The organism is Dactylosporangium maewongense, from assembly GCF_039531485.1.
In the GTDB taxonomy this organism is placed as follows: domain Bacteria; phylum Actinomycetota; class Actinomycetes; order Mycobacteriales; family Micromonosporaceae; genus Dactylosporangium; species Dactylosporangium maewongense.
The window spans coordinates 130537-145553 of record NZ_BAAAQD010000017.1 but is presented as its reverse complement, the minus strand read 5'-3'; the positions used below and the strand labels follow the sequence as shown (position 1 = coordinate 145553).

The window sequence follows — 15017 nt, the reverse complement described above, 5'->3', positions numbered from 1 at the left end:
CATGCGGGACCCCGAGACCGACGCCCTGGACCTGCTGCACGACCTCGTCCGCATCGACAGCGTCAACCCGGGCCTGGTCCCGTCCGGCGCAGGCGAGGCGGCGATCGTCGAGCACCTCCGCGCACGGCTGCGTGGCGCGGGCTTCGACACCACGGTGGTGCCGGCGGCCGGCCGCACCGACCGCCCCAGCCTGGTGGCGGTGCCGTCAGTGCCCGCCACAGGCCCGGCCACAGGGCCGACGGTCGTGTTGAACGGGCACCTCGACACCGTGGGTGTGGACGGGATGCCGGCGCCGTTCACGCCCCGGCTCGACGGCGACCGGCTCTTCGGCCGCGGCGCCGCCGACATGAAGGGTGGCGTGGCGGCGATCGTCGCCGCCGCGGAGCACCTGGTCGCGGTGGGGGCGCCGGTCCGGCCGGTGCTCGCGCTGGTCGCCGACGAGGAGGACGCGAGCCTGGGCAGCGAGGCCGTGATCGACGCGCTCCCCCGGCTCGGGATCCGGCCGGACGCCTGCCTGATCGCGGAGCCGACCGACCTCGCCCTGACCAGGTCGCTGCGCGGGTTCGCCGTCGTGCGGGTGCGCTTCGCCGGCCGCGCCGCGCACAGCTCGCAGGCGGACCTCGGCGTCAACGCCGTCACCCACCTGGGCCGGTTGCTGCACGCGGTCGACCAGCGGGCCCTGACCGCGAACCCGGCCGTGCGGGCCGGCGGCGGCGACCTGATGGTGACGGTCGCGCGCGGCGGGTCGTCGCCGTTCGTGGTGCCCGACCACGCCGAATGCCTGGTCGAGCAGCGCACGACGGCTGGCCGGTCCAGCGCCGCGGCGCTCGACGAGGTGCGGTCCCTGCTGGACCCCGAGTGGCACGCCACCGCCGAGCTGCTCGCCCACCGCGACGGCTGGCGGCTCGACGACACCGGGCCGGCCGCCGGGCTGTCCCGCCGGCTCGGGGCCGAGCTGGGCACCGGAGCGACGTTCGACGCGCCGTACTGGATGGAGGCCCCGCTGTGGCAGCGGCTCTGCCCCACCCTAGTGTGCGGCCCGTCCGGCGGCGGGTTGCACGCGGTCGACGAGTGGGTCGACGTGCGCCAGGTCCGCGCGCTCACGTCCGCCCTGATCGCGGTCCTGTCCGACTGGACCCCCGACGACGACTGGACCCCCGGCGACGGCCGGGCACCAGGCGCCGGCCGGACGCCCGACGGCGTTCAGAACTCCGATGCCGGCTGGAGGTCCGATGCCGACTGACCCGCGCGGGTTGCGTGGCGACGCGCCGCTGCTGGATGCCTGGCTGCGCTTCGGCGAGCGTCCGCCGTCGCCGTTCACCATCCCGGGCCACAAGCAGCGCCACGACCTCGTCGGTGATGTCGTCGCCGGCGACGTCCCGCTGTACGCCGGCCTCGACACCATGAAGCTCAGCAGCGGCGTCCTCGCCGACGCCGAGGCCCGCGCCGCGCGGCTGTGGGGCGCCGACTTCTGCCGCTTCTCCACCGGCGGCGCGACGCACGCCAACCAGGCCGTCGCCCTAGCGGTCGCGGGCGACGGCGACCGGGTCGTCGTGAGCCGCACCCTGCACCGTTCGCTCCTGCTGGGGCTGGTGCTCGCCGGCCTGACGCCCGTCTGGGTGCGCCCCGAGGTCGACCCCGCCACCGGCCTGCCGCTGGGCGTCGCGCCCGCCACCCTGCGCCGCGCCCTGACCGCGAACCCGGACGTGCGGGCGGTGTTCGTCGGCGACCCGTCCTACGTCGGCACCGTCGGCGACATCGCCGGCCTCGCCGACGCGGCGCACGAGGCGGGCGTGCCGCTGGTCGTCGACGCGGCGTGGGCCGCCCACTTCGGCTTCCACCCCGACCTGCCACGGCACCCGCTGCAGCTCGGCGCCGACGTCATGGTGACCAGCGCCCACAAGACGCTCCCCGCCTGGAGTCAGGCGGCGCTCGTGCTGGCCCGCACCGGCCGCGTCGACGCGGCGCGCCTGGACGCCGGCGTCGAGGCGACCGCGACCACCAGCCCGGCCGGCGCCGTCCTCGCCAGCACCGACGCCGCCCGCGCGCTGCTCCGGCGCGACGGCCACGCGCTGCTCCGGCGCGACGGCCACGCGCTGCTCGGCGACGCCATCGCGGCCACCCGCGAGGCCCGTGACCGGCTCCGCGGCGTCGACGGCCTCACCGTCCTCGACGGTCCCGGCGTCGACCCGTTGAAGCTGACGCTGCTGCTGTTCGGCACCGGCGCCGACGGCAACCTCGTCGAGCGGGACCTCCTGGCCGCCGGGCTGCCGGTCGAGTCCGCCGACCGCGACGTCCTCGTCGCCGTCGTCTCCCTCGCCGACACCCCCGCCTCCCTCACCCGCCTGACCACGGTCCTCGCCGACTCGGTGCGGCGGCACCGGGGCGCACCAAGGCCGGTCGTCGGACCGGCGGTCTACGGGGTCGACCCGGTCACGTCGATGCCACCGCGGCAGGCGTTCTTCGCCGCCACCGAGACCGTGCCGGCCGAGCGGGCCGTCGGCCGGGTCTGCGCCGAGCTCGTCGCCCCGTACCCGCCCGGCATCCCTGTGCTCGCGCCCGGCGAGCAGGTCACCGCCGCCGCCCTCGCGGCCCTCGACCAGGCCAGGCGCGCCGGAGTCAGGATCGCCTACGCGGCCGACCCGTCCCTGCGCACGCTGCGGGTGGTCACGAAACGGGCGGGCCGGGCTGATGCTGCGCGGTGAGGGCACCGCCGGCAACCAGGTCCTCGACAGCGACTTCTTCGACAACCACGCGGGGACCGGCGCCGGGGTCGGGCTCGCGGTCAAGTTCGGCGGCGGCGACGGCAACGTCGTGCGGGGCGTCCGCGCGTACGGCAACGGCGAGAGCGGCATCGACGTCGGCGAGTTCACGGGCGCGGTCACCGTGGAGCACACGTGGGCGTGGGGCAACGCCGGCAACGGGTTCACGCTCGGCGGCGGCGACCCGGTGCCGGCCGCGGCGCACGTGCTGCGCGACAACGCGGCCTGGGACAACGCCGGTGACGGGTTCTCCGACGCGCGAGTTCCGCGGCGCGATCCGGCTCACCGCCAACACGGCGTGGCGCAACGGCGACGCCGGCTTCACCTGTACCGACGCCGCCGCCGCATTGCAGGGCAACCTCGCCGTCGCGAACCGCCGGGCGCAGGCGGTGCCCCGCGCCGACGGCAGGCCGTGGCCGGCGGGCGCGGTGGCGACCAGGGCCGACTTCCGGTCCACCGACCCCACCGTCGCGGAAGGCGCCCGCCAGGCCGACGGGCGCCTTCCGCTCACGGACTTCCTGCAGACCTCATGACGGTCACATGGCGATGTTCGCCTGCGGACCGCCGTAGGTCCTGACCAGGTTCGGCACGTCGGCGGCCGGGTCGAGGGTGTAGGAGTAGAAGCTGCCCGGGTTGAACGCCGAGCCCCTCGTCTCCTGCCGGCCGCTGCTGTTGACCACGATGCTGCCCGACTGCTTCAGCTGCGCGTTCGCGTCCGGGTAGTACGGGTTGTTGACGTGGTCGAAGTAGCTGTTCTCCAAAACCATCTTCGTCGCGCCGCGGGCGTAGTTGCCGTAGCTCGTGACGTTCTGCAGATAGTTGTTGTACAGGTGTGCGTAGGCGAGATTGTCCGCGCTGGGGTTGCGTTGCGTGGTGTCGTGCAGCCAGTTGTGGTGGATCGTCATCCGGGCCACGACGTTCTCGGTCCAGCCGATGCCGAAGGTCTTGTTGTGGTTGCCGAGGATGTTCCACGACACGGTGACGTTGGTGGTGTCCTTGCGGGAGTCGATGTACCCGTCGTTGATGTTCGTGAACGTGTTGTGGTCGATCCACACGTGGTCGGCCGTGTCCATCTGGATGCCGTCGTAGTCGAAGTCCTTGTCGTCGGGGTCGTCGGAGGCGACGGCGGTGTCCCCGATCGTCAGGTTCCGGATGATGACGTTGCGGACGCCCGCGCCGAGGAAGAACCCGCCGTTCTTGATCCGCCCGCTCTTCCCGACACCGACGAGGGTCTTGTTCGACGCGACCGGGATCTCGTACCCGTAGTTGGGGACGGTGATCGTGCCGCTGATCCGGATGATGTACGCGGGGGCGGCGGTCGCGTACTTGAGCAGGTCCGCGTACGTGGTCACGGTGACGGCCGTGCCGCCGGCGCCGCCGGTCGTGCCCTGCGCGAAGCCGTCGGCGGTGTTGGACCAGGTGCGGCCGCCCTGCATCGGCGTCGGGGTGGTGCCGGTCGTGGCGTTGAACGACCACTGCATCCGGGCGACGTCCGAGCACGGCTCCTGCACGATCGGGTTGTTCCCCGCCGTGGACCCGTCCTTGTTGCTGACGCACAACCCGTTCGCCGCGCTCTTCACCAGGTACTTGCCCGACGCCGCGCCGCTGGCGGTCAGCTGCCACGTCTGGTTCGCCGACGCCCCGCACGTCCACTGCCACAGCTGCGTGCCGGCCGTGGTCGTGTTGTTGGGCACGTCGACGCACTTGCCGCTGCCGGCGTTGACGAGGCCGTACGCCCCGTTCTGCGCGACGACGGTGAACCGCTGGGCGGCGGTCGTGGCGGCGCAGGCGACCTGGGTGAGCAGGCCGCCGTTGCCGGTGCCGGCGGCGACGACGCACTTGCCGCTGGACGCGGACGCGAGCGTGTAGACGCCGCCGTTGACGGGGGTGACGGCCGCCTCCGACGGCCACACGGTCACGGCGACGACGCCGGCGGACGCGGCCAGGACCGACGCGAGGAGGACGACTGTTCTGCGGTGCTGCACTTCCGTTGCTCCTTCCCTGCAACTGCTTGTCGCTGAGAGAGATGCATCGGACCGCCCACCGATAACGGCTTTTCCGCCAGGCGTCCCGTTCCCTTCGGCCGGCGGTGAAACTTCCACCCTCGGTTCCGCTACGGGCAGGCCTTTCGCACGAACCGGTACTCGGCACCGTTGTCCGGGTCGCCGACGGTGAACAGCAGGACGAGCCGCTCGTCCCGCACGACCTCGTCCCGCACGACCTCGTCCCGCACGACCTCGTCCCGCACGACCTCGTCCCGCACGACCACGTCCCGCACGACGGAGACCAGCCGCGTGCCGTACGCCTCGGGCCTGCCGTTGAGCGTGCGGAAGTGCAGGTCGATCTCGGTGGCCGGGCCGCGGCGGTCCGTCATGCGCGGGACGACCTTCCAGGTGCCGGCGCCGTCACTGCGCCAGGTCTCACCGGCCGGGCCGGGCCGGAACTTCTCCACGGCGGGCGCCAGAGCCACGTTCAGGATGTCGCGGGCGGTGAACCGGTGATCGGCGCCGAACACGAGCTCACCCCGGTCCGCACTGCACCAGGTGCCGACGACGTCCGCGTCGGTGAGCGGGTCCCGGTCACGGTCCAGGTAGGCGAGTCCGCCGCAGACGGCCAGCGCCGCCGCAGCCAGCCACCACCAACGCCTCATCACCGCACAGTAGACCGCACGGTGCGATGCCCAGGTGTGCGCGGCGTGAAGATCCTGTGCCGGCCGGCTACTGCATGTCTTCGATGGATGGTGTACCGGGGCAGCGGGTGCACCCAAGACGCGCAGCGAGCCGTGACGGCTGACCAGCACGCCGGTCGGCTCGTCCGCGCCGTTGCGCCCGGGCCGCTGCCGGCCACGGCTCCCCGTCGGGCCACAGCAACGGCCCGCCCGCGTGACTGTCCTGCATCGTGACCTCACCGGCCGTCGGATGCAGCCGCGTCGCCGTCCTGGCGTGCCTGGCCAGCGACGGGAACAACTCCACCAGCGGCGAGGTGATCACCGCGCCATCGTAGTTCTTGACCTCAACCAGGCTTGAGCCCCTACGGTCGCCGACATGTCGATGTCAGACGCCGAACTCGCCGCCCAGCCCGCCGCCTACTGGACCGGCGTCGCCTACGAGTCGCTGATCGCCTTCACCCGGGCGCGGCAGGCGGAGCTCGGCTTCACCCAGCCGCAGTTCTGGCTCCTGCGCAACCTGTCCGCGAACGACCTCTCCCCCGACGGCCAGGGAATGACGATCCCCGAGCTCACCACGGCGATGCGCACCTACCTGCGCCGCGAGGACGACCTGACCGCCGAGTCCGAGGTCCTCCTGTCCCGCGGCTGGCTCACCCGCGACCCCGCCGGCCGCCTCTGGATCACCCCCGCCGGCGACGAGGCCCGCGCCACCTTCGCCCAGCACGCCCCAGCCGTCCGCGCCCACATCCACAACGGCATCCCCGACACCGACTACGTCACGACGGTGAAGGTCCTGCAGCAGCTGATCCGCAACACCACTCCTCCGCCCCCACAGCCCTGACCGCCGGTTCGGCCGGTCCCGGTCACCTACGGTCCGGCCATGCCTTGGTTGGGTGCGATGTCGACAAAGTCTCGGGCGGCGAGGGCGACGACGGCAGCCTCGATCGCCGCCTCGGTGACTTCGGGCACGACGATGACGTTCCGGCCGAAGAAGCGGCCGGCCCGCCGGATGTCGTCTTCGATGCACTGGCCCAGCCGCACCGGATCGTAGAACTCAAGCAGCTGCTCGCCGCCGTCCCACCGCACGGTGACGTCGATCCAGCCCTTCTTACCGGTCATGTACCAGTCGTACTCGTCCAGATCGGCCGGATAGATGATCGCGTAGTCCATGGGCTCTCAGTAGTTGTCGGGGTCGAACGGGTGGAAGACCGCCAGCGTGCGCCAGTCGAGCGGCTCGACGACGGCAGCGAGACGGTCGAACGGGTCCTCCGACGGCGGCTGGAACCACACCACTGACAGTTCGGTGTGCCCGCCGAGCCTGCAGTCAGGCGGGATCCAGGCAGAGGTCAGCCGGGCCTGGTGCCGCTCGCGGGGCATCCACTCGTCGGTGCGGGCCTCAGCGTCCGCCCTGATCCGGTCGAGGTCGTGGACGTGCAGCCCGGCCGTCGACGCCAGCTCCTGCTCCAGCCTCCGCACGACGAACCGGCGATGCATCGCCGGAGTGCCTTCGATCATGCCGAAGTACTGGTCGCGGAGGGTCAATTCGCGCAGCTCCACCCGCACGTCACCAACCTGGAACACCCTCAGCTCCTGCACCGCGACAGCGTAACGGCACGAACGGCCCGCCCCTGACAGCATTTTCTGCTCGGCCTCCTTCACGAAATGATGGGCGTCACCGGCATGCCCCAGAGGTCATCCGCCGACGGACTGACACCGTCCATTCGGGCACCGTCAGACAGTGCGTAAGGCGTCGGTCGGGGGGATGCGGGCGGCGCGGAGCGCCGGATACAGGCCGGCAACGGCGCCCGCGGTCAGCGAGACGGCGAAGGCACCCCACACCGCTGCGGGTGGGACGAGGACGGCCCAGCCGTGGTCGGCGGCGATCGCGAAGGTGACCACGACCCCGATGGCGATGCCTGCCACGCCGCCGATCGTCGACAGGACCAGCGACTCGGTGACGAACTGCGTGGCGACGTGGCCGCGGGTGGCGCCGAGCGCGCGGCGCAGGCCGATCTCGGTGCGGCGCTCCAGCACGGAGATCACCATGACGTTGGCGATCCCGATGGCGCCGACGAGTAGAGCGATCGCCCCGAGACCGAGGAACAGCCCGGCGCCGGCCTCCTTGACCTCGAGCTGGGCCGCGAGGGCGTCGGAGGGCCGGCCGACCTGCACACGGGAAGGCTCCTCCGGGTTGGCGGCGCGGTGCAGCACAGCGGCGACATCAGCGACGTGATCGGGGTCGGCCCGCAGGTAGATGCGGCTGGCGACGCCGTCGTAGCCGAGCAGGTCCGCGGCCGAGGCGAACGAGACGAGCGCCGACCGGTCGATCTCCGGTGCGAGCGGGAACGGGTCGAGGATGCCGACGACGGTGTACCAGTGCCCGCCCAGCCACACCCGGGGGCCGTCGGCGACGTCGTCGATGCCGAGGACGGCGGCGGCCTGCGCACCGAGGACGGTGACCGGGTAGCGGCCGTCGTCGAGGAACGTGCCGGTGCGCAGCGCGCCGTCGAGCGTGCCGAGCAGCGAGGCATCGCAGGCGCGGACGGCGAGGCCGCCGGTGCGGCCCTGCGGAACGCGGTCGTTGCGGTACACGGTGACCGCGTCCAGGCGCGCGGTCGGCGCGACGGAGCGGACGGCCGGCAGCATGCCGATCATCGGCGCGGCGGTGCCCGGCAGCGGCTCCTCGGCGCCGTCTTGCTCGACGCCACTGGCGACGGTCAGCAGGTTGGTGCCGAGCCGGTCGAGCTGGGCGAGGACGTGCGACTGGCTGGAGCGGGTGACGCCGAGGACCGCGACGATGGACGCGATGCCGATCGCGATGCCCAGGCCCGACAGCAGCGCCCGGGCGGTGCGGGACCGCAGCCCGAGCGTGCCGAGCGGCAGCAGGTCCGCCGGCCGCAACATGCTGCGTCGCAGGTCATGACGTCGCACGGGGCACCCGCACCTTCTGCCCGTCGGCGAGGCCATCGCCGCGGACCTCGACGAGCCCGGCGCGCTCGTCGAAGATCCCGGCCTCGACCGCGACCCGCCGGGTGGCGCCACCGTCGACGACCACGACCTCGTACCCACCGCCGGCGACCGGATTGAGCGCTGTGACGGGCACCGCGAGGACCCTCTGGTGCACGGCGACCGTCACCGCGACCTGCACCTGCGTGTGGTCCCGGAGCCCGGTCAGCGCACCCTCCACCAGCACCGTCACCGGCGCGGACGCCTGGTTCTGGCCGCCGTTCTGCGACGGGTTCTCGTCGCCGGCCGGTGTACTAACGGCGCCGATCTCCTGGATCGTGCCGGTGCGGGACGTGCCGTCGGGAAGGGTCACCACCACGGCGTCGCCGGCCTTCGCGGCCGGCAGCTGCCGCGGCACCAGCTGGAACTGGACGGTGAGGGCCGCGCCGGTGCCGTGGGAGACAACCACGCCCGCGGCGACCTCGGCGCCGACGGGTAGCGATGCGGTGCCGACGCGGACGGCGTCGGGAAGGAACACGACCCGGCCGAGGGGCACCTCGCCGGTCACGGGCAGCCCGGCGGCCCGCTGCCAGCGGCGCACGGCCTGCGCGGTGGCGGCGGTGAAGCGCCGGTCCACGGTGAGGCCACCGCCGTGGCCCAGCGCGACCAGGTTCGCCTCCAGCTGCTCGACGTCGGCGCCGTCGGTCATTCCCGGCCCGAAGGGCCGCCACGGTGGGCGGGACCCATACATCAGCAGCACCGGCACACCGTCGGTCTCATACAACGCGCCGCCCCGCGCGATCACGTCGCCGGCCGCGGGCAGCCTGGTGAGGATGCCCGGGCCGGGCGCCACCACCGCCGTCTCCCCGGCATAGCCGAGGGTCCCGGTGACCCAGCGGCGTTCCGCAACGTCGCCACGGCGCACGTCCGCCGTCGCCTGTGCTGCCGCCGCAGCCTCCTGGGATGTCGCGCTCGTCCCGGCCCGTCCGTCGTGGACGGCGAACCCCGCGGCGCCCGCCACCCCTGCCGCCGTCACCGCGGACAGGACCTTCCATCGCTTCCCGCTCATGGCACCCACTGTGCTCGGGGCGGCGTGCCGCCCGCCGCCCCCAAACGTGGCGCTGTGGCGTCTCTTTCCCGGGTGGCCCACCACCCCCGAAAGAGGTGACGGATCGAGTACCGACGCGGGGCCTCGCAATCCCGCGTTCTGCGTAGCCTGGGTCCATGATGTCGAGGCTGGGCCTGCGCTCCAGCATGGCGGTGTCCTACGTGGTGGTGTCGGCGATCGCTGTCTTTGTCGTCGAGGCCGTCGCGCTGGCCGTCATGCTGCCGCGGTTCGTCGCCGCCCGCGACAGCGTCGAGCAGGCCCGCCAGCAGGTCGCCGACGCCGAGGTCGACGCCGCACGCGCCAAGGCCGAGCGCCTTGCGGTGGCGACCCCCGCCGCCGTCGACGAGCAGGTGTCCCGCGCGCCAGTGAATCCTGGTGGGACCGACGCCGAGCTCCTCATGACCCTGGTGCGCGGCGGCGGACTGTCGAAGGACCTCAATTCCGACTCCCGCCCCGAGCTGCTTGTGGCGTTGACCGATGTCAACGGCTTCATCCTGGCGGCATCGCCGGCGTCGCTCCTGCCCACCGGCACCGCTGTGTGGAATGCGGCCGCGTGCACGTCCGTGCGCAGCGGCCGCACGACCGTCGACGGGCAGCCCGCCGGGTGGGCCGCGTCGCCCGTGCAGATCAGGATGCAGAACGACAACGCACGCTTCGTCGGCGCCGTCTACGTGCGGCTGATCGTGGCCAAGAACTTCGCGGACGCGAAGCCGGGGTCCGCCTCCGCGACGGCCGGCTTCGAAGGGCTCCTCATCCCGGGCGGGATCGTGATGCTGATGCTGGTGCCGGTCGGTGCGCTGTTCGGTCTGCTCAGCACCGGCCCGCTGATCCGCCGCATCCGCCGCCTAGCCGACGGCACCGCGGCGATGGCCGGCGGCGACCTGCGGATCCGTCTGCCGGTCACCGGCAACGACGAGGTCGCGCGGCTGGAGCGGTCGTTCAACGCGATGGCCGAGCGCCTCGAGGAGGCTGTCGCCTCGGACCGGGCCGCGGCCGGCGCGCAGGCCCGCCGGGCCGAGCGGACCCGGATCACCCGCGAGCTGCACGACTCCGTCTCCCAGGACCTGTTCTCGGCCAGCCTGCTCGCCGGCGGGTTGCGCAAGGCGCTGCCGGCCGGATCCGAGCTGCGGCATCAGGCGGCGTCGCTGGAGGCGTCGCTGGAGCGCACGAAGCGGGAGATGCGCGCGATGCTGCTGGAGCTTCGACCGGTCGCGCTGGAGGATGCGGGGCTGTCCGAGGCGCTCGACGAGCTGTGCCGTGCGTACCAGGAGCGGCTCGGCATCGCCGTCACCGCCCGCGTCGAGGCCGGCCACCTGGACCCGCCCGTCGAGCACGCGGTGTTGCGGGTCGTGCAGGAGGCGTTGGGCAACGCTGTACGTCATGGAGCGCCGGACACCGTCGAACTGACCGTGACCCGTGCGGCCGGTCAGGTGACAGTCACGGTGCACGACGACGGCCGCGGGTTCGACCCGTCCGAGGCCGACGGGCGGCACGGAATGGGCATTCAGTTGATGCGCGACCGGGTTCGTGAACTCGGCGGCATGGTCGACGTGGTCAGCGCCCCGCAGGCGGGCACGACGGTGAAGGTGCTGTTGCCAGCGGGTGCCGCGTGATCCGGATCCTGGTCGTCGACGATCACGAGGTGGTGCGGCAAGGGCTGCGGTTCGCCCTGGAACAGGAACCTGACCTGACCGTCGTCGGCGAGTGCGTGGACGGCGCCACGGCCCTGGCCGCCATCAGCGAGCTGCGCCCCGACGTGGTGCTGCTCGACATGGTGATGCCCGGCATGGACGGTCTCGGTGTGCTGCACGCGCTGCGCGAGCGCGACGATCCGGCCGCGGTCATCGTGTTGACGTCGTTCCCGGCGGAGGACCGGGCGCTGGACGTGGTCCGCGCCGGCGCGGTGTCGTACCTGTCGAAGAGCACCGCTGTCGACCGGGTCGTGGAGGCCGTCCGCGCCGCGGCGACCGGCGGCAGCGTCCTGGACCCCGACGTGGCGGCGCTGCTGGTCCGCGGGGTCCGCGCCGGCGACCAGGGCCCGCTGTCGCGCCTGTCCGCCCGCGAACGCGACGTCCTGGCCCTCATCTCCCGCGGCAGGTCCAACCGCGAGATCGCCCGCGCCCTGATGCTCGGCGAGCAGACCGTGAAGTCGTACGTGTCGAGCGTCCTGACCAAGCTCGACCTCCAGGACCGCACCCAGGCCGCCATCTTCGGCCTGCAACAGGGTGTCGTTGCCCTGGGCGACGCGCTCAAACCCGACCCGGACTGACCACGCGTCGGCCCTCATCCGTCGGGCGTCCTCGTCCCCTTGGCCGGCACGTCCCTAGTACCCGAAGGCCCCGGCCTGCCACAATCCTCGTCCCATCGCCGGCTGTGCGGCCCTCTGCCACGACGAACCCGGCGGTCTCCGTAACGACCTTCCGCACGGCCTCACCTCACCGGCGCGCGACGACCCTCCGCGCGACGGCCTCCGTCACGACCCTCCTCTCGCCGCCGTCCGGACGGCCTTCCGTCACTACCTCTCCTCAGCACCGCGCGGCCTGCCCGTCGTCGGCGAGCCGGCCGTCGTGCATGACGACCGTGCGGTGGCAGGCGTCGGAGACCGCTTCCTCGTGGGTGACGACGACGAATGTGGTGCCGTCGGCGTTCAGCTCTCGGATCAGGTCGAGGATGCCGGCGCCGGTGGTGGAGTCGAGGTTGCCGGTCGGCTCGTCGGCGAAGACGATCGCGGGGCGGCCCACGAGCGCGCGTGCGATCGCGACCCGCTGGCGCTCGCCGCCGGACAGCTTCGTCACCCGGTGCCCGCCCCGGTGCGCGAGACCGACCCGGTCGAGGGCCTCGGCGGCGGCCGCCCGTCGGGCCCGGGCCGGGACGCCGCGGTAGATCAGGCCGGTCGCCACGTTGTCCAGCGCGGTCAGCGACTCGAGCAGGTGGAACTGCTGGAACACCACACCCACGCGGTGCGCACGCAGCCCGGCGAGGGCCCGGTCGCTCAACGCTTCCACGGCCTGGCCGTCGAGGCGCACGCTGCCGCTCGTCGGCCGGTCCAGCGCCGCCATCAGGTGCAGCAGCGTCGACTTCCCGGACCCGGACGGCCCACGCACGGCCAGCATGTCGCCGGCGTCGACGGTCAGGGTCACCCCGCGCACCGACTCGACCGGCGGCACTCCCGGGTAGGTCTTGCGCACTTCGCGTAGCTCCAGCACGGTCACTGGCGTCCTCCTGTCGTCCCCGTCCATCCTCGGCCGGCTCCGTCCGCGCGACCTCCCCCGCTGGTTGGTCGTGCGCCCCCTCCTTCGGGGGTACCGCCGCAACCACCCCTGAACGTGGGTGCCATCAGCCCACTTTTCGGGGACGACCCCACGAGCGGATTCCGCGACTGTTGAGCCATGACACTGCGCACGCTTGTCACCGCCGGGCTCACGATCCTGACCCTCGCCGCCTGCACCGGCACCCCTGCCACCAACACGGCCGCCGGTCCGTCCCCCACGCCCAGCTCGAATCAGGCCGCCGCGATCAGGCTGGCGGAGTGCATGCGCGCCAACGGGTTCCCCACGTTCCCCGACCCGGTGAAGGACGACCGCGGCCGCTGGAGCTTCCCGCCCGAGTCGACGGGTGACTGGCTGCCACCCGAGCCGTGCCGCCCGCTCGTGCGCGACTGGAAGGTGGCCTTCTCCGACGTGCCCCCAGCGAGCGCCGAGGACCTCGCCAAGACCCGCGACTACGTCACCTGCATGCGCGAGCACGGCTTCCCGGACTTCCCCGACCCGGACGAGGACGGCAACATCGAGCTCACAGACCGATTCAGAGTCCTCGCCGACACCGACGACGCCGCCTTCATCGCGGCCCATGAGGCCTGCAAACACCACCTCCCGCCCAAGCCGATGAAGTAGCCAACCGATGCAGCTCCACTCGATGAGTCGCCCGGCAGACCTCACCGCGAACGGGCCGGAAGGCTCCGCCGTCCATGAGAGCGGCGCACGAATCTGGCCAACAAGCGGACGCCGACCAATCCGTAGCACGTACGGCCTGCAGACCATAGCCTTGCGCCGATGGCCGAGCTGAGTCGTGCAGTAGCGTCGCTCCGTGTGACGGGCGAGGACTTGATTCCGGACGAGGTGAGTTCCTTGCTGGGAGCTCCTCCCTCGATGGCGTACGGTCGCGGCGACACCATTGCGAGCAAACTTGGCACCGTACGTGTCGCGAAGTTCGGTCTCTGGACCTACCACGCGCCAGAGACCGAGCCTGCCGACGTTGACGCAAAAGCGGTCGAGCTGTTGGGGCGCCTCACGCCGGACATCGAGGTCTGGCGACAGCTCGCCAGCAGGTTCAACATGAGTCTCTTCTGCGGCTGGTTCATGGAGCGCGCGTGAACGAGGGGTTGGAGATCTCGCCCAACACGCTGATGTCTCTTGCGGACCGTCGAATCACGCTCAGCCTGGACATCTATGGTGCGTAGAGGAAGCAGCTGATACACGGGGTCTGATGTGGCGCAACGAGACTTGACCGCCGACCGTCAAGAGGTTGCCAGGCGGGCACTGCGCGAGCGGTGCGGCCTCTGTCGTGAGCGGCTGGTGCTGCAGGGCCGTGACGTGTGCTGCATCAGTAGTCCGGGCCGGGAACTGCAGCTGTTTCTGACTGCCATTGCTGGCCCCGCGCCGCCAGCGTGGCGTCCAGGTCCGCCCGAGCAGCACCGAACTCCTCATCGAGGCATGCTCGGGCGTCGTGGCGGACCCAACCGTTGCCGTCATCCTCCACCGGACGTCGGGGTGCAGGTGGGTGAGGCCGAGCCTGTCGACGACCGCGATGCCGGTGCGTCGCAGCACGGGATCAGCGTCGGCGAGCAGGCCGCGGACCACCTCGTCGATGACGTTCTCAGGGCCGGCGCCCCGCACCAGGTGCCACGCGGCTTCCCGCCGGCGGCGCGGGTCGGTGCCTGTCAGTTCGGGCAACAGGTCGTTCCAGGTGAGGCTGCAGAGCAGGTACAACGCGGCGATGGCCGGAGGGTCACACTGGCGCGCGTAGCTTGCGGCTCTCGTGAAGGCTTGACCGCCGGAACGCACGGAAGATGGGCGGCGTCCGGCGGACCTCCGATCAAAGCGCGGCTCGCGCTGCGCGTTGGCGACGTACCGTAGGAGCTGTGGCCGACGACGAGACCCGGGCTGGGCTGGGTCAGTTGCGGGCGGCCGTTGCCGGCGAGGTGGACAGGCTCGAGGCGGACCTGCGCGCCGTGTTCGAGGCGAGTCAGGACTCCAACGCCGACGACGAGCATGATCCCGAGGGGAGCACGATCGCCTACGAGCGTGCGCAGCTCGCCGCCGTCCTCGACGCGACCCGTCGCCGGCTGGCGGACCTGGATGACGCACTGGCGCGGCTGGACTCGGGAGAATACGGCATCTGCGAGCGCTGCGGCCGGCCGATCCCCGCTGGTCGCCTCGCGATCCGTCCGTTCGCCCGCACCTGCGTCGCCTGTGCGTGATGGCGTGTGCGTCGGATTCCGTACGGAGTGTGGGTGCGCGGCGGGGCGGTCCCT

17 protein-coding genes are annotated in these 15017 nt (G+C 72.4%); 9 read left to right on the top strand and 8 right to left on the bottom strand.

The features are described 5' to 3' along the window. The first annotated feature begins 1 nt into the window (after position 1). The 3 genes from ABD332_RS36720 (at position 2) to ABD332_RS36710 (ending at position 3295) form a co-directional block, all read left to right on the top strand. On the top strand, positions 2–1243 hold the full coding sequence (locus ABD332_RS36720) for a M20 family metallopeptidase (RefSeq protein WP_344507499.1): 1242 nt from the start codon (positions 2–4) through the stop codon (positions 1241–1243). After that, positions 1233–2705, top strand: coding sequence for an aminotransferase class I/II-fold pyridoxal phosphate-dependent enzyme (locus ABD332_RS36715; protein WP_344507497.1), 1473 nt, complete (start codon positions 1233–1235; stop codon positions 2703–2705). The genes ABD332_RS36720 and ABD332_RS36715 overlap by 11 nt, the downstream gene beginning before the upstream one ends. Positions 2706–3001: 296 nt before the next feature. Further along, complete coding sequence (locus tag ABD332_RS36710; protein WP_344507495.1) at positions 3002–3295, top strand: hypothetical protein; 294 nt, start codon at positions 3002–3004, stop codon at positions 3293–3295. A 3-nt stretch (positions 3296–3298) separates the two neighbouring features. Here ABD332_RS36710 and ABD332_RS36705 read toward each other — a convergent pair whose 3' ends face one another. After that, complete coding sequence (locus ABD332_RS36705) at positions 3299–4747, bottom strand: RICIN domain-containing protein (RefSeq protein ID WP_344507493.1); 1449 nt, start codon at positions 4745–4747, stop codon at positions 3299–3301. A gap of 128 nt (positions 4748–4875) precedes the next feature. Next, positions 4876–5412 (bottom strand): hypothetical protein, encoded by a 537-nt coding sequence (locus ABD332_RS36700; RefSeq protein ID WP_344507491.1) that lies wholly within the window; start codon positions 5410–5412, stop codon positions 4876–4878. Between the two features lie 394 nt (positions 5413–5806). Here ABD332_RS36700 and ABD332_RS36695 point away from each other — a divergent pair, with 394 nt between their 5' ends. Beyond that, a complete protein-coding gene (locus tag ABD332_RS36695; protein WP_344507489.1) occupies positions 5807–6271 on the top strand; it encodes a MarR family winged helix-turn-helix transcriptional regulator in 465 nt (154 codons plus the stop codon). 26 nt (positions 6272–6297) lie between these two features. On the opposite strand, the gene ABD332_RS36690 is transcribed toward ABD332_RS36695, so the two are convergent. The 4 genes from ABD332_RS36690 to ABD332_RS36675 form a co-directional block, all read right to left on the bottom strand. Beyond that, a complete protein-coding gene (locus ABD332_RS36690) occupies positions 6298–6600 on the bottom strand; it encodes a hypothetical protein (RefSeq protein WP_344507487.1) in 303 nt (100 codons plus the stop codon). 6 nt (positions 6601–6606) lie between these two features. Then, complete coding sequence (locus ABD332_RS36685; protein WP_344507485.1) at positions 6607–7026, bottom strand: hypothetical protein; 420 nt, start codon at positions 7024–7026, stop codon at positions 6607–6609. A gap of 135 nt (positions 7027–7161) precedes the next feature. Then, positions 7162–8346 carry an ABC transporter permease gene (locus ABD332_RS36680; RefSeq protein WP_425552346.1) on the bottom strand — a complete coding sequence of 395 codons (1185 nt, stop codon included), beginning with the start codon at positions 8344–8346 and terminating at the stop codon, positions 7162–7164. Between the two features lies 1 nt (position 8347). Beyond that, positions 8348–9445: a peptidoglycan-binding protein gene (locus ABD332_RS36675; protein WP_344507483.1), complete on the bottom strand. Its 1098-nt coding sequence runs from the start codon at positions 9443–9445 to the stop codon at positions 8348–8350. Between the two features lie 155 nt (positions 9446–9600). On the opposite strand from ABD332_RS36675, the gene ABD332_RS36670 reads away from it, so the two are divergent. Next, entirely contained in the window at positions 9601–11097 is a 1497-nt protein-coding gene (locus ABD332_RS36670; protein WP_344507482.1) for a HAMP domain-containing sensor histidine kinase, read from the top strand. Beyond that, positions 11094–11753: a response regulator gene (locus tag ABD332_RS36665; RefSeq protein ID WP_344507480.1), complete on the top strand. Its 660-nt coding sequence runs from the start codon at positions 11094–11096 to the stop codon at positions 11751–11753. Before ABD332_RS36670 ends, ABD332_RS36665 begins: the two co-directional genes overlap by 4 nt. Before the next feature lie 256 nt (positions 11754–12009). Here the strand turns inward: ABD332_RS36665 and ABD332_RS36660 are convergent, their stop codons facing one another. Next, a complete protein-coding gene (locus tag ABD332_RS36660; RefSeq protein WP_344507478.1) occupies positions 12010–12696 on the bottom strand; it encodes an ABC transporter ATP-binding protein in 687 nt (228 codons plus the stop codon). Between the two features lie 177 nt (positions 12697–12873). Here ABD332_RS36660 and ABD332_RS36655 point away from each other — a divergent pair, with 177 nt between their 5' ends. After that, positions 12874–13377 carry a hypothetical protein gene (locus ABD332_RS36655; RefSeq protein WP_344507477.1) on the top strand — a complete coding sequence of 168 codons (504 nt, stop codon included), beginning with the start codon at positions 12874–12876 and terminating at the stop codon, positions 13375–13377. 159 nt (positions 13378–13536) lie between these two features. After that, positions 13537–13857 (top strand): DUF4279 domain-containing protein, encoded by a 321-nt coding sequence (locus tag ABD332_RS36650; protein WP_344507476.1) that lies wholly within the window; start codon positions 13537–13539, stop codon positions 13855–13857. Positions 13858–13917: 60 nt separating this feature from the next. Here ABD332_RS36650 and ABD332_RS36645 read toward each other — a convergent pair whose 3' ends face one another. Further along, the gene (locus ABD332_RS36645; RefSeq protein WP_344507474.1) at positions 13918–14472 is read right to left on the bottom strand and encodes a hypothetical protein; all 555 of its coding nucleotides are present in this window, start codon (positions 14470–14472) and stop codon (positions 13918–13920) included. Between the two features lie 152 nt (positions 14473–14624). On the opposite strand from ABD332_RS36645, the gene ABD332_RS36640 reads away from it, so the two are divergent. Further along, complete coding sequence (locus ABD332_RS36640; RefSeq protein WP_344507472.1) at positions 14625–14963, top strand: TraR/DksA family transcriptional regulator; 339 nt, start codon at positions 14625–14627, stop codon at positions 14961–14963. Positions 14964–15017: the final 54 nt, after the last annotated feature.